This window comes from Nevskia soli DSM 19509 (genome assembly GCF_000711955.1).
Classification (GTDB): Bacteria; Pseudomonadota; Gammaproteobacteria; order Nevskiales; family Nevskiaceae; genus Nevskia; species Nevskia soli.
On record NZ_JONR01000015.1, the window covers coordinates 125013 to 144780 of the forward strand.

A 19768-nucleotide genomic window follows, 5' to 3' on the forward strand; every position below is an offset into this window, starting at 1 on the left:
CAGGGTCCGGACGGCGAAATCCCCGGCGGCGCTAGGTGCGTGTGAGCGGGCCGTGCGCCGGAACAGTGCGGTGCTCAACCGTGCCGGCCAACACGCCGTCCGCCGCCACGCAAAGGTGGCGCAACCCCAGTTCGCCCAGCCAGCGCGGCCCTGCTTCCGCGCCCTTGAGCATGGCGATGGTGGACGCGGTACCGGCGATCAGGCACTGCGGCGCCACCACGCTTACTGCGGACAGCCCGCGCACCGGCCAGCCGGTCTTCGGATTCAGCAGATGGCTGTAGCGCAGCCCATCGACTTCGAAATAGCGCTCATAGTCGCCGCTGCTGGCGATGGCGCCCGCAGCCAGCGGAATCGTCGCCAGCGCCTGCTCTGGCGCACGCGGATGGCGCACGCCGATCTGCCAGGGCGCACCATCGGGATGCGCCCCGATCAGCGCGATATCGCCGGCCAGTTCCACGAAACCATGCCGCGCTCCCGCGTCGCGGCAAGCCTGCGCCGCGCGGTCCGCCGCGTATTCCTTGACGTAACCGCCGAAGTCCAGCTCCATCCCGGCCAGTGGCAACACCAGCCGCGGCCGCTCCCAGCGCACGCGCTGCCAGCCGATCAGCGGCAGGATGCCGTCGATCTCCGCTTGCGCGGGCACGCGCCGCGCCTTGAAGTCCCACACCCGCCGCAGCACCCCGGAAGTGATGTCGAACAAACCCCCGCTCTGCTCCCAGGCGGTTTGCGCATAGTCGAGCAGCGCGGCACTCTCCGCATCCGCCTCGATGCCGCGCGCATCACCGGCGGAGCGGTTGACCAGGGTGGTGAAGCTGTCCTCGCGATAGCGCGAATAGCGCTGCTCCAGCCGCAGGATTTCCGCCTTGGCCACGGCGGCATGGCGGTCCGCCTGCGCGCGGTCGTCTGCATGGAGGCGGACCTCGCAGGGCCCGCCCATCGCCTTGAAGCGGTAGCTGAAGACTTCCATTCCGGTCTTATTGCACGAAACGGCAAGGCGCGTGAAGCATCGGTCCCATCGGCATTGCCGCGCAATCTCAGAACGTCTTCACGATCCCCGCCGAGAACACCTGGAACCGCACCAGCGCCGGATTCTCCACCTCGATGCTGCGGATCGAGTAGGCGCCGCCGCTGCTGTAGTGCTCGTAGCGCAGACTCAGGTTCCAGCTGCCCAGGCGCTTGTACACACCCAGGCTTTCGCTGAGCGCGCCGAACGGCGACAGGCGATAGTCGCTGGAATACAGGCCGTTGTTCTGCGCCGCGTTGTAATACGGCTGGTAGAAATCGGCCTGGCTCTGGCTGTACCAGCGCACCCGCGGCACCAGCGCCCAGCTCCACGGCAAGGTCTGGTACCAGGCCAGCTCTGCGGTATGGGCGGTGATGCCCCAGTCGTCGTGATAGTAGCGGTAGTCCAGGTGCACCACCGCATCCAGCGCCGCCACGTTCTGGCGCAGGCGCGTGATCCAGGCCAGCTTGCGGCGGTTGCCGGGCCGCGCGTCGTTGACCGTGTTGCCGGCCACATAGGCCATCTTGTACGGATCGGACAGATAGCCGTTCTGGTAGGTGAAGCTGACGCTGCTCTGCAGCACCGTCTCCCCGCCCAGCACCTGCGCCAGCCCGGCATAGCCGGTTACCTCGTAGTTGTCGGCGTGGGCGATGCGGGTGGGGAAGCGCGTCGATGCGCCCTCGGTCGGGTCGAGGTCATTGTGGGTGTAGCCCACGCCGCCGCTCAGCGTGGTCAGCTTGTTGTTGAAGTCCCAGCTGCCTTCGAGCCCGCCGTTGGCGCCGCGGTAGTCGCGCTCGTTGGAATAGCCGGCGAGCACGCTGCCGGTGACGGCGCCGAAGCGCTCGTTGGCGCGCACCTGCAAGGCCTGGCGGAAGTCGTGGATGGACGCGCCGCTCATCACCTGCACCGGCTTGCCCTTGGCGTCCGGCAGGATGAACCAGGGCGAGGCGCCGCTCATCGTCTCCACCGTCGCGTCGGCAGTCAGGTCCGCCTTCGAGCCGAGCCGCGTGGCGATGCGGAACTGGTGCGACTCGACGTTATAGCGCTCGCTGTCCTGGCCGCTGGAAGTCTTGCTGCCGGCGATGTGCCCTTCGTCGTAATACGAGAAACGGTAGTCGAGCAGGGTGCTGTCGCGCTGCGCCGACGGCATCGGGTCGCCGGCCAGATCCTGCGCCTGCGCGCTCATGCCGGGAATGGCGAGCGCGGAAGCGGTGAGGGCGAGCAGGGCCTGGTTGAGCGGTACGCTCGGATTCTTCTTCGGGGGCATGGGCGGCCTCGCTCAATTGCAACCGCAGCCGCCGCCACCGACGGTCGCGCTGCCGCTCGCCGCCTCCTTGCTGTCGTAGGTGTGCTGGCGTATCGCCGCATCCACCGGGTCCGGATCCCAGGCCATCTCCGGCTGCGCCAGGTCACCGCGTTGCCAGGCCTTCGGCTGCATGCCGCTGCAACCGCAGAGCAGCGCCACGCCCATCACCAGCACTCCCCATCGCATTCCCTGAGTCATTTTTCCTCCAGCAGTTGTGCGACCGCCTTGTGCAGCGGTTCGATATCGTTCTTTTCAAAGCCCACGTGCATCTGCCTCACCTGGCCCTTGCGATCCACCAGGTAGGAAGCCGGCATGCCGTTCACCGCATAACGCTCCGCCAGCTCGCCCTGCGCATCCGGCACCTGCGGATAACTCAGGCGCAGCGTCTTCAGCAGCTTCTCGCCATCCTGCGGATGCTGGTCCACATCCACGCCGATCACCTCGAAACCGCCGGCATGCAACTCCTGCCGCAGCGCCTCGTAACGCGGCAGCGCCTGCAGACAGGGTCCGCACCAGGAGGCCCAGAAATCCACCAGCACCACCTTCCCGCGCTGCGCCTCCAGCGCCGGGAAAAGCGGCGCCGGCTGGCCCGTTTCGGCGGCGCCGGCAAGCAGCGGCAGGCTCAGTGCGCATGCGCACAGGACGCGGTTCATGGACGGAATCTAACGCAATTTCCCGGAAATAGACAAATGTCTATTTATAGGCTGAAGAACTACCGCGGCCGCCGCCCGGTCCTATCCCTGCCAAGGATAGGCGGCCGCCAAGGACCCCGCGAAGAACGGCAACGGCCGCACCCTGCCGCCGATCCCGCACGCGCAGTTCGTGCGGGACCTCGATGCCTGGGTTGCCGCCGGCGGTCCCTGTCCCGGCTGATCCCGCTCAGGCCGTGTTGTAACGGTGCAGGCGCTTGTCGCCGCGGCGCAAGCCCGGCCCCGCCATCGGCGTGACATCGCGCGCGGTCAGCGCTTCGCCGCATTCAGAACACACCATGACCGGCGTCGTCATGTGGCCGCAGGGATTGTGGCGATACACCACCGGAGGTCCCTTGCCCCGGTCCATCCAGTGGTCGCCCCAGCGCACCAGGCTGAGCATCACCGGGTACAGGTCCTTGCCCTTGTCGGTGAGCCGGTACTCGTGGCGCAGCGGCTTGTCCTGGTAAGGCTCCTTGCGCAGCACCCCTTCCTCGACCAGCCGGCCGAGCCGGTCGGACAGGCGATGCCGCGCCATGCCCAGGTGCTCCCGGAATTCCTCGAAACGGCGCACGCCGAGGAAGCATTCACGCAGCACCAACAAGGTCCAGCGGTCGCCCACCACCGACAGGCTGCGCGCGATCGAGCAGGGTTGGTTTTCGATTTCGTCCCAGCGCATGTCCACTCCGCCAAGCCTTGGCGATTGACTAGTTCCAAAATGGAACCTACTCTGCAAGCAGAAGGCCGTCAATGCGGCGGAGGAGAGGCATCATGGAAAAGACGGGCAGTACGGACAAAGGCGTGGTGCTGGTGATCGGCGCCGGCGATGCCACCGGCGGCGCCATCGCCAAGCGCTTCGCCCGCGAAGGCTACTTTGCCTGCGTCACCCGCCGCAGCGCCGACAAGCTGCAGCCCCTCGTCGACGAAATCGTCGCAGCGGGCGGCCGCGCCCGCGGCTTCGCCTCCGACGCGCGCAAGGAAGAGGAAGTCGAGGCGCTGGTGCGGGAGATCGAGCAGGACATCGGCCCGATCGAAGTGCTGGTGTTCAACATCGGCGCCAACGTCCCCTGCAGCATCCTCGAAGAAACCGCGCGCAAATACTTCAAGATCTGGGAGATGGCCTGCCTCTCCGGCTTCCTCGCCGGCCGCGAGGTGGCGCGGCGCATGGTCAAGCGCGAACGAGGCACCATCCTCTTCACCGGCGCCACCGCGGGTTTGCGGGGCGCCGCCAACTTCGCCGCCTTCGCCGGCGCCAAGCACGCCCTGCGCGCGCTGGCGCAGAGCATGGCGCGTGAACTGGGACCGCGGAACATCCACGTCGCCCACGTCGTGGTCGACGGCGCCATCGACACCGACTTCATCAAGACCAGCTTCCCCGAGATGTACGCGCGCAAGGATCAGGACGGCATCCTCAACCCGGAGCACATCGCCGAGAACTACTGGCACCTGCACCGCCAGCCGCGCGACGCCTGGACATTCGAGCTGGACCTGCGCCCGTGGATGGAAAAGTGGTGAGCGCTTGATCCCGTTCGACAGGCGCGCGTAAAACAACAAACAATCGCTGCACATCGGCTCCGAGGAGCATCCCATGAGCAAAACCATCGAGTTCTATTTCGACTTCGGCAGCCCCACCGCCTACCTGGCCTATACCCAGTTGCCGAAGATCGCCGCCGAGACCGGCGCCGAACTGGTCTACAAGCCGGTGTTGCTCGGCGGCATCTTCCAGGCCACGCAGAACGCCTCGCCGATGATGGTGCCGGCCAAGGGCAAGTACATGCTGCACGACCTGGCCCGCTTCGCCGCGCGCTACGGCGTGCCGTTGCAGCACAACACCCATTTCCCCATCAACACCCTGCAGATGATGCGCGGCGCCGTCGGCGTGCAGCAGCGCCTGCCGCAGCAGTTCGCGACCTACGTGGAAACCCTGTACCGCGGCATGTGGGTGGACGGCCTCAACCTCGGCGATCCCGCCGTGCTCGGCGCCACCCTGGCCAAGGCCGGCCTCGATCCGCAGGAAGTCCTCGCCCTCTGCGCCGATCCTGCCATCAAGGACCAGCTCAAGAGCGATACCGAAGCGGCGGTCAAGCGCGGCCTGTTCGGCGTGCCGGTGATGTTCGTCGGCCGCGACATGTACTTCGGCCAGGACCGCCTGGACTTCGTGCGCGAAGCGCTGGCCGCCTAGCGTCTCATCGGCACTCTGCACGATGCGGAGTGCGGATGCCGTGAACTAGAGATACGCGCCGCCACTGGCATGGAGCGGCTGCCCGGTGATGTAACGCGCCCCGGATCCGCAGGGTAACTTCACCACCGCCGCGATCTCGCCCGCCTCGCCGCGCCGACCCAGCAGGGTCTTGCGCGAAGCGTGATGCGCCGGCGTGCCGCCGATGTCGATCATGGCGCTTGCCACGGACGGCCAGCCCGGGCTTTTCGATATGGGCAGGGCCTCGCCAGGGATGGCCGTGCGCACCAGCCTGCAAGAGCGGGGTCCCTCCTTGAACTACCCCGGCGCATACCCCGACAGATAAGCAATCATCGCCTTGCCCGCCTCCTCCTGGTACTGCGGCGTGATCTCGCCGTGCAGGAAGCAGGAAACGCGGAAGCACGTGGTGCCGATCTCCACCGCCAGCAGCGACACGTCCGGCGGCGACGGCGGCAGCACGATGCCGCGCTGCGCCAGCGCCTGCTGCACCAGACGGCCCAGGCGCTGGATCATCAGCTCCTGCGCGCGGTAGCTCTCGTCGGTGATCGGCCCGCCCAGGATCAGCAACCGCGCCACCGGGTTGGCGTTGTAGAACTGCGAGGCGAAGGCGACCATGCCTTTCGCGCCTTCCTGCCATGACAGCTGCAACAGCCCCTGCGCGCCGCGGAACAGCAACTGCTCCAGCTCGGTCAGGTAGCGCCGTGTCAGCTCGTTGAAGATGGTGTAGGGCGTGGGGAAGAAGTTGTAGATGGTGGCGCGCGAATAGCCCAGGCGTGCCGCCAGCTCGGGAATGGAGAAACCGCTCAGGCCGCTTTCCAGCAGCAGTTCGCGGGCGCCGTCCACCACCCGCTCGAAACGGTCCTTGGCCCGCTGCTGCAGCGGCTGACGGGGAAATCCATCCGGTACAAGCGCTTGATTCATGACGCAAGAATAACGCATTGACACAAAAACAGACAAATGTTAGTTTTTAGAAACAGACAAAAGTCTACTTATGATCCGGAGTCAATACCGGGCGGCGTTGCAGGCTGGAGGAGAGGGCATGAAGACGCGGATCGGCAGCGCGCTGTTGCTGGCATCGGCCTGTGCGGCCCTCGCCGCCTGCGGCGGCAACTACAGCGGCGCGCCGGTTGCGTCCGGCGGCTCCGGCGATACCGGTAATGCCACCAGCGGCAGCTTCTCCACGCCGCAGGATTTCTTCGCCGCGCGGGTCGAGCCGAATCTCGGCTTCTGCCGCACCTGCCATATCCCCGGCGGCGTTGCCGATACCGCCGGCACCAGCGCGGCGACGCAGGGCAACCTGTTCATGCTGAGCGGCGACAGCGGCCAGGACTACAACAACGTCATGACCGCCTGGAGCACCCTGGGCAAGGGCGTGGCGTCCAGCAAGCTGCTCACCAAACCGTCCGACCCTGCACAAGGCCACACCGGCGGCCAGCCCTGGCCCTCGGGGAGCCAGCCTTATAGCGCGATGCAGACCGTGCTCGGCTGCTGGGACAATCCCTCCGGCTGCGCCGCGCTGCTGTCCGGTGCCGGCGGCACGCCGGTGGCGCAGCAGCAGCCTTTGCTGGGCGGCCGGCATTCCGGCAACGCATGGAACAGCTATTGCGCCAACAGCGGCAATCCGCTGCCGGACAGCGCCGTGCTGCCGGCCGATCCGCGCAGCCTGGTGGTGGCCGGCGTCAACCAGGGCAAGGCGGTGGTGTTCAACACGTACTGGAGGAGCTGCAGCAACCCCACGCCGCAGCCCGCCACCTGCGGGCAATACCGGCAACAGCTGGTGCAGGGCGCCCTGATCGGCGAGGGCCAGGGCCAGGTCGGAACGGCCACCATGTTCAGCGGCAGCGCCAGCAGCACCGTGTTTTCCATTCCGGCCACCGACTACAACAACCTGTGGAAGGTGTGGGGCCTGCCGGGACGTCCCGCGCAGTTCGATCAGCTGGTGGCCGAGCGTCATGGTTCCGCGCTGGCGCCGAACCGCAATCCCTATCCGCTGCCCGGCGAAGATCCCAACAAGAGCAACGGCGGTTCCGGCCAGTTGCCGCTGGTCTACACCCAGTTGCGCAAGGCCGACGGCAGCTGGACCGGCAACATCGGCGTGAAGTTCTGCGCCTTCTGCCACAACGGCCAGCTCGGTACCGCGGCCGATGGCGCCGGCATGGGCGCACAATACGGCGGCGCCGGCAGCATCGGCGACTTCGAGGTGGCCTTCCGCGATTTCACCGCGGCGGGCGCGCCGGCCTTCCTCGCCACCAGCGGCCTGCTCAACATCGCCAGCAACCGCGGCACCGGGGCGATCGACCAGTTCCAGCTGGGGTTTGTCCTGTTCAGCGGCGGCGATCCCTCGGCCCTGCCCATTGCCGACCTGATCCACAGCGGCGCCATCGGCACCATCAAGAGCCCGCCCTGGTGGAACCTGAGCAATCGTCCGCAGAAATTCCACGGCGCGATCCTGCCCACCGACGCTTCGCGCATCGACATGGCGGCCTACTATCCCCTGACCGAGGGCATCCTGGGCGGAGCCGGAGCCAAGGCGGCACTGGCCTGGGTCGATCAAAGCGACGTACCGTTCCAGACCTGGGCGCAATCCCTGCAATCTCCCGCCTGGCCTTACGGCTACTGCGCCAACACCGACGGCACGCCGGGACCGAACGACAACCCCGCCTGCATCAACACGCCGCTGGCGCAGCAGGGCGCGGTGCTGTTCCACAGCAAGAACCTGTGGGCCGCGGACCTGAATAACACGGTGCCCGCGCCCAGCGGCGGCGGCAACGGCTCCTGCGCCAGCTGCCACGGCGCCTACTCGCCGCGCTACGTCAACGATTCGACCTACCTGGATACGCCGGCTCTGGAAGGCATCGCCGCGCGCACCGTGCCGATGAACGTGATCGGCACCGATGCGATTTACGGCGAGGCCAACCAGAGCCTGCGCAATGCCAATGGAACCATTCCGCAGGCGGCGCAGGGCAACGCCTTCCTGTACTGCGGCCTGGGCGATCAGTACAGCACCGCGGGCAATGCGCCGATCATGCTGGCGCCGCCGCTGTACGGCATCTGGGCCGCGGCACCGTATCTGCACAACGGCTCGGTGCCCAACATCTGGGGCGTGCTCAAGCCCACGGAAGACCGGCCGGTGATCTGGCAGCGCGCTTCCGCGCCGGTACCGGCCGGTCTGCCCGCTTCGGTGGTGATGGGTTACGACTCCGATCTGCAGCGCGCCTACGACCCCGCCAAACTGGGCTGGAACTACGCCGTGGTCAAGTGCGGCGATCCCGGCACCACGCCGGGCGTGGATTGCAGCCTGTCGAATCCGAACGGGCCGGCGCCCGACGGCGGCCTGCTGGGCAATCTGTACAAGAACTTCTGGTTCCTGTGGAACCTGCCGATCCAGACCGCGCCGCCGTTCACCAAGCAGCAGATCGAGAACCGCAAGGTCTACAACACCCTGTTGTACAGCCAGGGCAACCAGGGCCATGCCTTCACCGCGGTGCTGACAGACGCGGAGCGCAAGGCGATCATCGAATACCTGAAGACGCTTTGAGGAGCGATCAGGGCGCCGCCATCGACTCCAAGGCCGGATAGAGCCAGCGAGGTTGGCAAGCCCCTTTCCGAATTTCACAAGCGTTTGTCCCCCCTGCGCATTCTGTCCCGGCGCCACCCTCATTACGCTGCATGGCAACAAAACCCCAACAATCAAAAGGAGAAGCGGCAGATGGTCCCCAGAACCCTGTTCGGCGCGGAGCATGAAGAGTTCCGCAAGAGCCTGCGTCGCTTTTTCGCCGAAGAGGTGATGCCGCACCACGAGCGCTGGGAAGAACAGCAGCATGTCGACCGCGCCATCTGGAACCGCGCCGGCGACCTGGGCTTCCTCTGCCTGACCATCCCAGAGGAGTACGGCGGCATGGGCGCCGACCGGCTCTACAGCACGGTGCTGATGGAGGAGCAGACCCATGCCGGCGCATCCGGCGTCGGCTTCTCGGTGCACTCGGACATCATCGCCAACTACATCTACAACTTCGGCAACGAGACGCAGAAGCAGCACTGGCTGCCGAAGATGGCCAGCGGCGAGGCCATCGGCGCGGTGGCGATGACCGAGCCCGGCACCGGCTCCGACCTGCAGTCGATCAAGACCCGCGCGGTGAAGGACGGCAGCGACTACATCATCAACGGTTCCAAGATCTTCATCACCAACGGCTATCTCAGCGACATCGTGGTGGTGGTGGCGCGCACCGGCGACAGCGGCGAAGGCTCCAAGGACCTGTCCCTGATCCTGGTGGAAGCCGGCACCCCCGGCTTCACCAAGGGCAAGCCGCTGAAGAAGGTCGGCATGAAGGGCCAGGACACCTGCGAGCTGTTCTTCGAGAACGTGCGCGTGCCGCAGTCCAACCTGCTCGGCCCCAAGGAAGGCATGGGCTTCATCATGCTGATGAAGGAGCTGGCCTGGGAGCGGCTGATCATCGCCATCCTGTCCATCGCCGGCGCCCAGGCGGCGCTGGACATGACCCTGGAATACACCCGCAACCGCAAGGTCTTCGGCAAGCCGGTGGCCTCGTTCCAGAACTCGCGCTTCAAGCTGGCGGAGATGAAGGCGGAAATCGGCATCGGCCAGGTCTTCGTCGACCGCTGCATCGAGCTGCAGCTGAAGAACAAGCTGGCGCCGGATGCGGCGGCAGCCGCCAAATACTGGACCTCGGACCTGCTGTGCAAGGTGGTGGACGAGTGCGTGCAGCTGCACGGCGGCTACGGCTACATGCTGGAATACCCCATCGCGCGGGCCTATATCGACTCCCGCGCCAGCAAGATCTATGGTGGGACCAACGAGATCATGAAAGAGCTGATTGCCAGGACCTTATAGGCACGGCACCTTCATCTGTCATCCTGGGCGCAGCGAAGGCTTCGGCCCCGGCGCGGAATGACAGGCAAACAATAGAGTTTTGAATTCGAAAAACCTGGAGGAGCGGTAATGTCAGAGCAACTGCGTTACGAAGGCAAGGTGGTCATCGTCACCGGCGCCGGCAACGGCCTGGGCAAGCAGCACGCGCTGCTGTTCGGCGCGCGCGGCGCGAAAGTGGTGGTCAACGATCTCGGCGGCAGCATCCACGGCGGCGGCAAGTCCTCGGCGGCGGCGGACGCGGTGGTGGAAGAGATCAAGGCCCTCGGCGGCGAAGCCGTGGCCAACTACGATTCGGTCGAGGACGGCGCCAGGATCGTGCAGACCGCGCTCGACAGCTTCGGCACCATCGACATCGTCGTCAACAACGCCGGCATCCTGCGCGACAGCAGCTTCCAGAAGATGACGGTGGAGGACTGGGACCTGATCCAGCGCGTGCACCTGAAGGGCTCCTTCGCGGTGACCCACGCCGCCTGGCCGGTGATGCGCGACAAGGGCTACGGCCGCATCGTCATGACCACTTCGGCCGCCGGCATCTACGGCAATTTCGGCCAGGCCAATTACTCGGCCGCCAAGCTGGGCATCCTCGGCCTGTCCAACACCCTCGCCATCGAGGGCCGCAGCAAGAACGTGCACTGCAACACCATCGCACCCATCGCCGGCTCGCGCCTGACCGAGACGGTGCTGCCGCCGGAACTGATCGCCGCGCTCAAGCCGGAATCGGTGTCGCCGCTGGTGGGCTGGCTGTGCCATGAGGACTGCAAGGAGACCGGCGGCCTGTTCGAAGTCGGCGCCGGCTACATCTCCAAGCTGCGCTGGGAGCGCACCCGCGGCCACAGCTTCAAGCTCGGCCGCGCCTTCGGCCCGGACGAAGTCGCCGCGCAGTGGGGCAAGATCACCGACTTCAAGGAGGCCGAGCATCCCGCCGACATCAACCAGTCGATGGCGCCGGTGCTGGCCAACATGAATTCGAAGAGCCTGGGCGGCAACCAGTACATCGACCTGGACCTAGCCTCCAAGGCCGAGACCACGGTCGAGTCCTCGCACAGCGAGCATGACGTGGCGCTCTACGCGCTGGGCGTGGGCGCGGCGGCCGATCCGCTGGACAAGAAGGACCTGTCGCTGGTCTACGAGTTGAGCAGCGACGGCTTCCACGTGCTGCCGACCTACGCGGTGATGCCGGCGATGAACGCCATGCTGGCCATGGCCAAGGAAGGCAAGTCGCCGGTGCCGGGCCTCAATTACGGCTTCGACCGCGTGCTGCACGGCGAGCAGTACACCGAGGTGAAATTCCCGTTCCCGACCAAGGGCAAGCTCAGGCACACCTTCCGTTTCAAGAGCGCCTACGACAAGGCGCCGCATGCGGTGGTGGCGCTGGGCGTGACCACCACCGACGAGACCGGCGAGGAGATCGCCTACAATGAGATCACCACCTTCGTGCGCGGCGCCGGCGGCTGGGGCGGCGAGCGCGGGCCCTCGGGCGAGAGCAACGTGCCGCCGGCGCGCGAGCCGGACGCCGTGATCGAGGAGAAGACCGATCTCAACCAGGCCCTGCTGTATCGCCTGTCCGGCGACTGGAATCCGCTGCATGCCGATCCGGCCTTCGCCAAGGCTTTCGGCTTCGACAAGCCGATCCTGCATGGCTTGTGCACCTACGGTCATGTCGGCCGTCATGTGATCAAGGCTTTCTGCGGCAATGATCCGCGCAAGTTCAAGAGCATCAAGGTGCGCTTCGCCGAGAGCGTGTTCCCGGGTGAAACCCTGGTGACGCGCATGTGGAAGGAGTCGGACAACCGCATCGTGTTCGAGACCAGGGTCAAGGAACGCGACAAGGTGGTGATCAAGAATGCCGCCGTGGAACTGTACGAGCAGATCCCGCAGCGCAAGGCCAAGCCCAAGGCGCAGGCGGTAGCGGCGGCCGTCGCTGCCGGCCCGGTGTCGGCCGATGTGTTCGCCGCCATCGGCAAGCACCTGGCCGCAAGCAAGGGCCTGGGCGAGCAGACCAGGACCGTGTTCCAGTTCAACCTGAAGGACCCGGACAGCGCCTGGATCCTGGATATGAAGTCCGGCGATGGTGCGGTGAAGCAGGGCACGGCCGACAAGCCGGACGTGACGCTGGAATTGAGCGACGAGGATTTCGTCGCCATGTCCACCGGCAAGGCCGATCCGAACAAGCTCTACTTCGGCGGCAAGATGAAGGTCACCGGCAACGTCATGGCCTCGCAGAAGCTCGCCTTCCTGCAGAAGATGGATCCGAAGCTGTTGCAGGAAGCGGCCAGCGCACCGGCTGCTGCACCCGCCAAGGCGGCCCTGGCCTCCGCCGCGCCGAAGGAAGCGAAGAGTGGCGCGGTGTTCGCCGCCCTGGCCGAGCGCCTCAGGTCCGACAAGAAAGCGGTCAACGGCCTGGCCGGGCAGGTGGTGGCGTTCAAGGTCAGCGGACCGGAGGCGAGCTGGGTGCTCGATCTCAGCGGCAAATCGCCCAGGGTGGAGCAGGGCCAGAGCGACCAGGCCACCACCGTGTTCGGCATCGCCGACGAGGATCTCGCGGCCCTGGCCAGCGGCGCGGCCGATGCGCGCGACCTGTACCAGCGCGGCAAGCTGCGCGTGGACGGCGATGTGCGCCTGGCGCACGGGCTGTCCGTGTTCAGCAAGCTGATCTGAGCGAATCCAATTGCATCGAATGACGAGGAGTGCAACATGAAGAACCGAGTGAATGTGATTGGCGTCGGCATGACCAAGTTCGCCAAGCCGGGCGCCAGCGCCGAGTACTACGAGATGGCGCGCGAGGCCGGGCAGAAGGCCCTGGCCGACGCCGGCATCCCCTATGACCAGGTCGAGCAGGCCTATGTCGGCTACGTCTACGGCGACAGCACCTGCGGCCAGCGCGCCGTCTATGAGCTGGGCCTCACCGGCATCCCGGTGGTCAACGTCAACAACAACTGCTCCACCGGCTCCACCGCGCTGTGGCTGGCGCGGCAGGCGGTGGAGAGCGGCGCCGCCGAATGCGTGCTGGCGCTGGGTTTCGAGAAGATGGAGAAGGGCGCGCTCGGCAACAAGTTCAACGACCGCGAGCCGCCGATGGGCCGCCACGCCCAGGTGATGGTCGACGCCCAGGGCATCAGCAACGCGCCGCCGGCGGCGCAGATGTTCGGCGGGGCGGGGCGCGAGTACCGCTGGCAGCACGGCACCAAAAAGGAGACCTTCGGCAAGATCTCCGAGAAGGCGCGCGACCACGCCAGCCGCAACCCCTACGCCCTGTTCAACCAGAAGCTGAGCCTGGCCGAGATCATGGCTTCCGAAGAGGTGTTCGATCCCTTGACCCGCTTCCAGTGCTGCCCGCCCACCTGCGGCGCCGGCGCGGCCATCGTCTGCTCCGACGCCTTCGCCAAGAAGCACAAGATCAAGAACGCGGTCTACATCGCCGCCCAGGCCATGACCACCGACTACGCCAGCAGCTTCGCGCCGCTGAGCCTGATCAAGATGGTCGGCTACGACATGACCGTGCAGGCGGCCAAGCAGGTCTACGAGAAGTCCGGCATCGGCCCGGAAGACATCGACGTGGTCGAACTGCACGACTGCTTCACCGCCAACGAGCTGCTGACCTATGAAGGCCTCGGCCTGTGCCCCGAGGGTGGGGCGGAGAAGTTCATCTGGGACGGCGACAACACCTACGGCGGCAAATTCGTCACCAATCCCTCCGGCGGCCTGCTGTCCAAGGGTCATCCCCTGGGCGCCACTGGCCTCGCGCAGTGCACCGAACTGGTGTGGCAGCTGCGCGGCACCGCCGACCAGCGCCAGGTGGAAGGCGCGCGCATCGCGCTCCAGCACAACCTGGGCCTGGGCGGCGCCTGCGTGGTGACGATGTATCGCCGGGATTAGATGTTGTTGTCATTCTGAGCGCAGCGAAGAATCTGGCCTCGGCGCACAGCCAGATCCTTCGCTACGCTCAGGATGACGACCTGAGAGGGGGGATCGATAGGCTTTTCCCTCAGGCTTTTTCGACGCGAATGCGCAATCCTCCCCGGCTTGGGCTTATGCTGTGCCGCGGCGCCCGCGGGCGTACGCCAAAAAACTATAGAAACATACTGGAGGAGAAGATGAGCGCGACCCCGGACAAGACCGACCTGCTGAACTGTCTCCAGCACTGGGAGCGCTATACCCCGGACGCGGTCTACCTGACCCAGCCCTATCCGGGCGGCAAGGTGGTGGACTACCCCTGGCGCGAGGTGGCGGACCAGTCGCGGCGCATGGCGAGCTACCTGCAAGGCCTGAACCTGCCGGCCGGCAGCAGCATCGGCCTGCTCGGCAAGAACAGCGCGCACTGGATCATGGCCGATCTGGCCATCTGGATGGCCGGCTTCGTCAGCGTGCCGCTGTATCCCACGCTCAACGCCGAGACGGCGCGGTTCATCATGGAGCACAGCGAGGCCAGGCTGCTGTTCATCGGCAAGATGGACGGCACCACCGATACCTGGAACGACCTGCGCCACGGCCTGCCCAAGGATGTGCCGATGATCGGCCTGCCGATGTCGCCGCTCAAGGACATTCCACAGTGGGAAGAGCTGGTGAAGAAGAACCAGCCCCTGAAGGACGTGGTGCATCGCAGCGTCGACGCCCTCGCCACCATCGTCTACACCTCCGGCAGCACCGGCCGGCCCAAGGGCGTGATGCACAGCTTCCGCTCCATGACCGCCGGGCTCTACGGCGCGCAGGAGATGTGGAACGTCACGCCGGAAGAACGCATGCTGTCCTACCTGCCGCTGGCCCACGTGGCCGAGCGCGCGGTGGTGGAAAGCGCCTCGCTGTTCCACGGTTTCCGCGTCTACTTCGCCGACAAGCTCGACACCTTCCAGCAGGACCTGAAGCGGGCGCGGCCGACGCTGTTCTTCTCGGTACCGCGCCTGTGGACCAAGTTCTACCTCGCCATCAACGACAAGCTGCCGCCGCGCAAGCAGCGCCTGCTGTTCGCCCTGCCGGTGCTGTCGGGCCTCATCAAGAAGAAGATCCTGCGCGAGATGGGGCTGGACCACGTGCGCTTCGCCATCACCGGAGCCGCGCCGCTGCCGGCGGAGATCATCGGCTGGTACCGCAAGCTCGGGCTGGAACTGCTCGAGGTCTACGGCATGAGCGAGAACTTCGGCAACTCCCACGCCAACCGGCCGGGGCAGGTGCGCGTCGGCTATGTCGGCAGCGCCTCGCCGGGCACGCAATGCCGCATCGCCGAGAACGGCGAGCTGGAAGTGAAGAGCCCGAGTCAGATGCTCGGCTATTACAAGATGCCGGAGAAGACCGCCGAGGAAGTCACGGCCGACGGCTACTTCAAGACCGGCGACCGCGGCGAGCTGGACGAACTGGGCCGCCTGCGCATCACCGGCCGCGTCAAGGAACTGTTCAAGACCAGCAAGGGCAAGTACATCGCCCCTGTGCCGATCGAGAACAAGCTCAACCATCCCAAGATCGAAGTCAGCTGCGTCACCGGCCCGACCCAGCCGCAGCCCTTCGTGCTGCTGATGCCCTCGCCGGATGCGCACAAGGATCTGCGTGAAGGCGCGGTGAGCCGCGAGACGCTGGCGCGCGAATTCACCCTGCTGCTGGACCAGGTCAACGCCACCCTGGAAGACCACGAGAAGCTGGACTATGCCGTGGTGGTGAAGGAGCAGTGGACCATGGAGAACGGCTTCCTCACGCCGACCATGAAGATCAAGCGCAACGTCATCGAGGACCGCTACCTGCCCAGCGCGGACAGCTGGAAGAAGGCGGGCAGCAAGGTGGTTTGGGAGTAAGCGGGCCAGTCCTGCTCGTTCCGCTGCTGGAGCAACCCTCCCAAAGCGTCATACCGGCTTTCGCCGATATGACGTTCGTTATTGATTCTCGCGGTAGAACGCACTCAGCCAAACGAGTCCGCAACGATGCTGCGATACCAGTCCTCGGCGGCCTGTGCTTCGCGTGCCGGGTTCTGAGGAGCGTCGGATGCTTCACCCGATTCGTCTTTGATCTCGGCGATGGCGCCATCCGTGATGCCGAAACGCCCATGCATGGAGATGGCGTAACCCGGCGCAAGCAGGTTGTAGCAGACGCTGTTCAGCGACGAATCCGGCGCGGCCTGGGCATCCAGGATGGCGGCGAGCGCCAGCGCGCAACGCAGCCCCTGGCTGTGGGCGGCCGAGGCGGCCTTGGGCATGGGCCCGGCGATGCAGGCGTCGCCGATCACATGCACATCCGGTACCAGCGTCGATTCGAAGGTTTCCGGCTTCACCGGGCACCAGCCGTGGCCTGAACACAGGCCCGCATCCAGGGCCAGCATGCCGGGCGCCTGCGGCGGTATGACGTTGGCCACCGCCACCGCATGTGCGCCGCCGCTGGTATGCAGCAACATTCTCTCCGGCTCGACGCGCTGTACGGCGCCGCCTTCGGTCACCGGAATCCACTCGATCAGCCCGGGGTAGAACTGCTGCCAGGCCTCGTTGAAGCGATCCTGTTTGGGAAAATGATTGTTGGCGTCGAAGATCAGCACCTTGCCGCGCGGCTTGTGGGCCTTCAGGAAATGCGCGATCAGGCTGGCGCGCTCGTAGGGTCCGGGCGGGCAGCGGTAGGGTGCCGTCGGCACGCTGATGGCGACCACGCCGCCCGCATCCATGGCCTGCAACTGCCGGGCAAGCTGGTTGGTCTGCGCGCCGGCGATCCAGGCGTGCGGCATGCGCTGCGCGGCCGCTTCGTCGTAGCCTTCCGGCGTGCCCCAGCGCATGCGGATGCCGGGCGCCACTACCAGGCGGTCGTAGGGGAGCGTGGCGCCATTGTCCAGGCGTACGCGGTGATGCCGCGCATCGACGGCAGCGACTCTTGCAGGCAGGTAGCGCACACCGGCGCGTTGCAATCCCTCGCGCGAGATTTGCAGGGAGGCCAGGTCTCGCAGGCCGGCGAGCACGCCGCTGCTCAGCGGGCAGCTGGTGTAAGGTGCTTCCGGATCGACCAACACTACATTGAGTTTCGGCGCCGCGCGCTTCAGGTAAAGCGCGCAACTGCTGCCGGCGAAGCCGCCGCCGGCGATGACGACACGCCCGCGCGCCTTGCCCTGCGCGTCGGCGAAAGCGGGCCAGTTGCCGAGGGCGGCAAGCGAGCCGAGTTGCAGGAAGCGCCGTCGCCGCATGCTCAGTTACGGAGCCATGCGGCGAGGGCGGGGCGATGCTTCATTCCCATTCCAGCTCCTGGTAGACGCGCGCGACGTTGTGTTTGTGGCCCTGCTCCCACAGCAACCAGTGCGGCTTTTCGCTCACGGCGACGGTATCCATGGCCTCGGGCATCGATTGTCCCTGCTTCAGGGCGGCGCGCACGCCGTCTTCCAGCGCCTGGAGATAGCGGCGCTCGGGTTGCAGTGCCGCGGCTATGTCCTTGGCAAGCGGACCATGCCCCGGTACCACGAAGTGCGGCTTGAGCGTCGCCAGCTGTGTCAGCGCCGCCAGCCAGCCCTTGATGCTGCCGTCCACCGCAGGCAGCCGCTCGCGGAACAGCAGATCGCCGGTCCACAGCGTGCCGCTGCGTTCGTCGTAGACGGTCAGGTCGCAATCGGTGTGGGCCTTGGGCCAGGCGAGGAGCAACAGCTTGCGGCCGCCGAGGTCGAGTTTCAGCGTGTCCGTCACCAGGCGGTCGGGGCCGATCAACTGGTTGGCCGTGGCCGGTGCGTCGAGATCGGCGGCGTACTGCGTGAGGAACAGTTCGCGGCTGCGCGCCAGTGCGGCGGGCAGGGCGGCGTGGGCGACGAAGCTGGGATGCTCCTGCCGGAACGCCGCGTTGCCGAGGATGTGGTCGACATGGACGTGTGTATTGATGACGTAGCAGACGGGGAGTTGCGTGTGCTGTCGCAGCGCCGCCAGCAGGGCGCGGCCGGTGCGCACCGAGCCGCCGGTGTCGATCACCGCGGCGCACTTGGTGCCGACGATGAAGCCGATATTGGCGATGTCTTCATGGCCCGGTGCGTCGAGTGCCAGTTGCTTGCCGAAGTGGACGAAGACGCCGGGCGCGGGCTGTTCGAGCCGAAAGGCATCCTGGGCCTTGGCGCCGAACGTCGCCAGCAGCGTGAGACACAGCAGCCAGCGGCAGTTTGCCGCGGCGGCGACAATGCCGCCGCGCCTGCCGGAACGGGGCACGGATTAAGGTGCGCCGGTGCCGGCCGCGACGTCGCCGCCGGGACCTTTCCAGACCGCGCTGAAGCGGGCCTGCCTGGAATCGACCGCTTCCACCGTCAGCGGTGCGGCTAATGGTTGACTGGAACTGATGCGCAGCAGCGGGTTCTCGCTGATCGAAATGCCGAGGTCGGCCTCCAGCAAAACACTCTTGCCAGCCTTCAGGCGGACATGGGTGATGTAGTGCGGCGGCACCGGGTCGCCGCTGACCGGGTCGATCTGGAAGCCGGAATGGTTGGGATGGCGGATGCTGACCTGCAGGGCCTTGTCGTCTGCCGATGGCCGGAAGCGCATTTCGCCGAGCGTGCCGCCCGCGGCCGCGCTGGACGGCGCCGAGCAACCGCCGGCGGCGTTGACCCACTGGCTGCGCATCTCCAGGCCGCCGTCGGTGGTTTCGGCCACCGCGCGCACCGAGGTGAAGCGGTCCACCCGCACGCGCGTCTCTATGCCGTTGATCGGCGAGCCGGCCGGGAAGTCGATGGTCGCCACCATCGGCGCCGGGTTGTTGTCGATGATCAGCCGCAGGCTCTTGATCCTGCCTTGCGCTTCCGGGCCGAGCTTGATGTTCACCGAGGTGGCGGCCGGATCCGGCGTGCTTTCCGGTACTTCGATCTTCATGAAGGCATCGCCGGGAATGCCGATGTCGCGCTCGCCGTACAACTGCTTGCGCATGAAGTCCCAGGCGCCGGTCGGCGGCGGGCCGTCGGCTAGGACCGGGGCGGCCAGTCCCAGCGTGGATGCCCATAACAGGAACAGGATGCGGCTTGGCTTGCTCATCGGGCTAGCCTAGGCGCTTGGCCGGGTACCGGCAATGGTGTTTCCTTTTCGACACACAAAACACCATGCGTGCCATGCGTGCCAAGGTTTTTTGTTGGCACGCATGCGGCGAGCGTGTGATGTACCTGCGCATTTTGGGGTCAACAAGAAGGTACGGGATTCGGAGAGCAATACGCCGGAGACCGCTTTTGCTGTTGTTTTGGGTTTTTGACGTTGCTTTGCGCTTTTGGCGTTGTTTTTGATTTGGCTTTTGACTTTCCGCCCCGTAGTTTGCGCCGAGCATCGCAGCTCGTGGCGGCATGAGCCGGCGCGCGTGTTCGCGCCGGGCGAGGCAGGATGCCGAAGCGTCCACAGACAGGCCAGGGACGGCCTGTCTGTGGACCCCGCCACGAGCGAGAAGCGCAGGGGACCGGACTATCGCGCTTCTTCTTTTCGCGATAGTCCGGCGCAAACTCCGGGGCATGTTCTTTTGGTTACTTTTCTTGCGTCAAGAAAAGTGACTCGCCGGAGGCGAAAACTCAGCCCAGGCGTTCAGGAGGATCCAGCACGCGCGCAAGCGCATGCAGTGAGGTTTCAGAGTTACGAGGCCAGATCCTTCGCTGCGCTTGTATGGTCCATTCAGCGTTTCTGCGAAAGTAGAAGCGCTGGGGTGGAGGGACATCGCTGCGCATCTGGCCTGGACAAGAGGCACAGACTTCCTGAGACATCCCCCGCCCGCATTTGAG

Annotated in this window: 17 protein-coding genes; 7 read left to right on the forward strand and 10 right to left on the reverse strand. The window is 66.1% G+C overall.

Annotation, left to right across the window (positions count from 1 at the left end; translation table 11 throughout):
• Positions 1–31: 31 nt before the first annotated feature.
• The 5 genes from BP26_RS0109220 to BP26_RS0109240 form a co-directional block, all read right to left on the reverse strand.
• On the reverse strand, positions 32–967 hold the full coding sequence (locus BP26_RS0109220) for an FAD:protein FMN transferase (protein ID WP_029920290.1): 936 nt from the start codon (positions 965–967) through the stop codon (positions 32–34).
• A gap of 67 nt (positions 968–1034) precedes the next feature.
• Entirely contained in the window at positions 1035–2270 is a 1236-nt protein-coding gene (locus BP26_RS0109225; RefSeq protein ID WP_029920291.1) for a DUF3570 domain-containing protein, read from the reverse strand.
• 12 nt (positions 2271–2282) lie between these two features.
• Positions 2283–2507 carry a DUF4266 domain-containing protein gene (locus tag BP26_RS0109230; protein WP_029920292.1) on the reverse strand — a complete coding sequence of 75 codons (225 nt, stop codon included), beginning with the start codon at positions 2505–2507 and terminating at the stop codon, positions 2283–2285.
• Positions 2504–2962, reverse strand: a complete 459-nt coding sequence (locus tag BP26_RS0109235; RefSeq protein ID WP_029920293.1) for a TlpA family protein disulfide reductase — start codon at positions 2960–2962, stop codon at positions 2504–2506. The genes BP26_RS0109230 and BP26_RS0109235 overlap by 4 nt, the downstream gene beginning before the upstream one ends.
• 226 nt (positions 2963–3188) lie before the next feature.
• Positions 3189–3677 (reverse strand): winged helix-turn-helix transcriptional regulator, encoded by a 489-nt coding sequence (locus BP26_RS0109240; protein ID WP_029920294.1) that lies wholly within the window; start codon positions 3675–3677, stop codon positions 3189–3191.
• A gap of 92 nt (positions 3678–3769) precedes the next feature.
• Between BP26_RS0109240 and BP26_RS0109245 the strand changes: the two genes are divergently transcribed.
• Together BP26_RS0109245 and BP26_RS0109250 are read left to right on the forward strand one after the other, a co-directional pair.
• The gene (locus BP26_RS0109245; RefSeq protein ID WP_029920295.1) at positions 3770–4513 is read left to right on the forward strand and encodes an SDR family oxidoreductase; all 744 of its coding nucleotides are present in this window, start codon (positions 3770–3772) and stop codon (positions 4511–4513) included.
• A 73-nt stretch (positions 4514–4586) separates the two neighbouring features.
• The gene (locus BP26_RS0109250; protein ID WP_029920296.1) at positions 4587–5180 is read left to right on the forward strand and encodes a 2-hydroxychromene-2-carboxylate isomerase; all 594 of its coding nucleotides are present in this window, start codon (positions 4587–4589) and stop codon (positions 5178–5180) included.
• A 45-nt stretch (positions 5181–5225) separates the two neighbouring features.
• Here the strand turns inward: BP26_RS0109250 and BP26_RS29380 are convergent, their stop codons facing one another.
• Complete coding sequence (locus BP26_RS29380; protein WP_157572439.1) at positions 5226–5393, reverse strand: hypothetical protein; 168 nt, start codon at positions 5391–5393, stop codon at positions 5226–5228.
• A 102-nt stretch (positions 5394–5495) separates the two neighbouring features.
• Positions 5496–6119 carry a TetR/AcrR family transcriptional regulator gene (locus BP26_RS0109260; protein WP_029920297.1) on the reverse strand — a complete coding sequence of 208 codons (624 nt, stop codon included), beginning with the start codon at positions 6117–6119 and terminating at the stop codon, positions 5496–5498.
• Between the two features lie 118 nt (positions 6120–6237).
• Here BP26_RS0109260 and BP26_RS0109265 point away from each other — a divergent pair, with 118 nt between their 5' ends.
• From BP26_RS0109265 to BP26_RS0109285, 5 genes are all read left to right on the forward strand, one after another.
• A complete protein-coding gene (locus BP26_RS0109265) occupies positions 6238–8736 on the forward strand; it encodes a c-type cytochrome (protein ID WP_051748729.1) in 2499 nt (832 codons plus the stop codon).
• Between the two features lie 171 nt (positions 8737–8907).
• Entirely contained in the window at positions 8908–10050 is a 1143-nt protein-coding gene (locus BP26_RS0109270; RefSeq protein WP_029920299.1) for an acyl-CoA dehydrogenase family protein, read from the forward strand.
• A 108-nt stretch (positions 10051–10158) separates the two neighbouring features.
• Positions 10159–12747, forward strand: coding sequence for an SDR family NAD(P)-dependent oxidoreductase (locus BP26_RS26550; protein WP_036516399.1), 2589 nt, complete (start codon positions 10159–10161; stop codon positions 12745–12747).
• 36 nt (positions 12748–12783) lie between these two features.
• Positions 12784–13965: a lipid-transfer protein gene (locus BP26_RS0109280; RefSeq protein ID WP_029920301.1), complete on the forward strand. Its 1182-nt coding sequence runs from the start codon at positions 12784–12786 to the stop codon at positions 13963–13965.
• Positions 13966–14183: 218 nt separating this feature from the next.
• Positions 14184–15869 carry an AMP-binding protein gene (locus tag BP26_RS0109285; RefSeq protein WP_029920302.1) on the forward strand — a complete coding sequence of 562 codons (1686 nt, stop codon included), beginning with the start codon at positions 14184–14186 and terminating at the stop codon, positions 15867–15869.
• Between the two features lie 104 nt (positions 15870–15973).
• Here the strand turns inward: BP26_RS0109285 and BP26_RS0109290 are convergent, their stop codons facing one another.
• Genes BP26_RS0109290 through BP26_RS27495 form a run of 3 tightly spaced genes read right to left on the reverse strand, consistent with a single transcriptional unit; the run spans position 15974 to position 19043 of the window.
• The gene (locus BP26_RS0109290) at positions 15974–17233 is read right to left on the reverse strand and encodes an NAD(P)/FAD-dependent oxidoreductase (RefSeq protein ID WP_029920303.1); all 1260 of its coding nucleotides are present in this window, start codon (positions 17231–17233) and stop codon (positions 15974–15976) included.
• 40 nt (positions 17234–17273) lie between these two features.
• Positions 17274–18230 carry a quinoprotein relay system zinc metallohydrolase 2 gene (locus BP26_RS0109295; RefSeq protein WP_051748731.1) on the reverse strand — a complete coding sequence of 319 codons (957 nt, stop codon included), beginning with the start codon at positions 18228–18230 and terminating at the stop codon, positions 17274–17276.
• Between the two features lie 3 nt (positions 18231–18233).
• The gene (locus tag BP26_RS27495; RefSeq protein ID WP_051748733.1) at positions 18234–19043 is read right to left on the reverse strand and encodes a quinoprotein dehydrogenase-associated SoxYZ-like carrier; all 810 of its coding nucleotides are present in this window, start codon (positions 19041–19043) and stop codon (positions 18234–18236) included.
• Positions 19044–19768 lie beyond the last annotated feature (725 nt).

Bases quoted from the DNA above. Each gene is read 5' to 3' on its own strand.
- BP26_RS0109220 (WP_029920290.1), bottom strand. From the start codon at position 967: ATGGAAGTCTTCAGCTACCGCTTCAAGGCGATGGGCGGGCCCTGCGAG.
- BP26_RS0109225 (WP_029920291.1), bottom strand. From the start codon at position 2,270: ATGCCCCCGAAGAAGAATCCGAGCGTACCGCTCAACCAGGCCCTGCTC.
- BP26_RS0109230 (WP_029920292.1), bottom strand. From the start codon at position 2,507: ATGACTCAGGGAATGCGATGGGGAGTGCTGGTGATGGGCGTGGCGCTG.
- BP26_RS0109235 (WP_029920293.1), bottom strand. From the start codon at position 2,962: ATGAACCGCGTCCTGTGCGCATGCGCACTGAGCCTGCCGCTGCTTGCC.
- BP26_RS0109240 (WP_029920294.1), bottom strand. From the start codon at position 3,677: ATGCGCTGGGACGAAATCGAAAACCAACCCTGCTCGATCGCGCGCAGC.
- BP26_RS0109245 (WP_029920295.1), top strand. From the start codon at position 3,770: ATGGAAAAGACGGGCAGTACGGACAAAGGCGTGGTGCTGGTGATCGGC.
- BP26_RS0109250 (WP_029920296.1), top strand. From the start codon at position 4,587: ATGAGCAAAACCATCGAGTTCTATTTCGACTTCGGCAGCCCCACCGCC.
- BP26_RS29380 (WP_157572439.1), bottom strand. From the start codon at position 5,393: ATGATCGACATCGGCGGCACGCCGGCGCATCACGCTTCGCGCAAGACC.
- BP26_RS0109260 (WP_029920297.1), bottom strand. From the start codon at position 6,119: ATGAATCAAGCGCTTGTACCGGATGGATTTCCCCGTCAGCCGCTGCAG.
- BP26_RS0109265 (WP_051748729.1), top strand. From the start codon at position 6,238: ATGAAGACGCGGATCGGCAGCGCGCTGTTGCTGGCATCGGCCTGTGCG.
- BP26_RS0109270 (WP_029920299.1), top strand. From the start codon at position 8,908: ATGGTCCCCAGAACCCTGTTCGGCGCGGAGCATGAAGAGTTCCGCAAG.
- BP26_RS26550 (WP_036516399.1), top strand. From the start codon at position 10,159: ATGTCAGAGCAACTGCGTTACGAAGGCAAGGTGGTCATCGTCACCGGC.
- BP26_RS0109280 (WP_029920301.1), top strand. From the start codon at position 12,784: ATGAAGAACCGAGTGAATGTGATTGGCGTCGGCATGACCAAGTTCGCC.
- BP26_RS0109285 (WP_029920302.1), top strand. From the start codon at position 14,184: ATGAGCGCGACCCCGGACAAGACCGACCTGCTGAACTGTCTCCAGCAC.
- BP26_RS0109290 (WP_029920303.1), bottom strand. From the start codon at position 17,233: ATGCGGCGACGGCGCTTCCTGCAACTCGGCTCGCTTGCCGCCCTCGGC.
- BP26_RS27495 (WP_051748733.1), bottom strand. From the start codon at position 19,043: ATGAGCAAGCCAAGCCGCATCCTGTTCCTGTTATGGGCATCCACGCTG.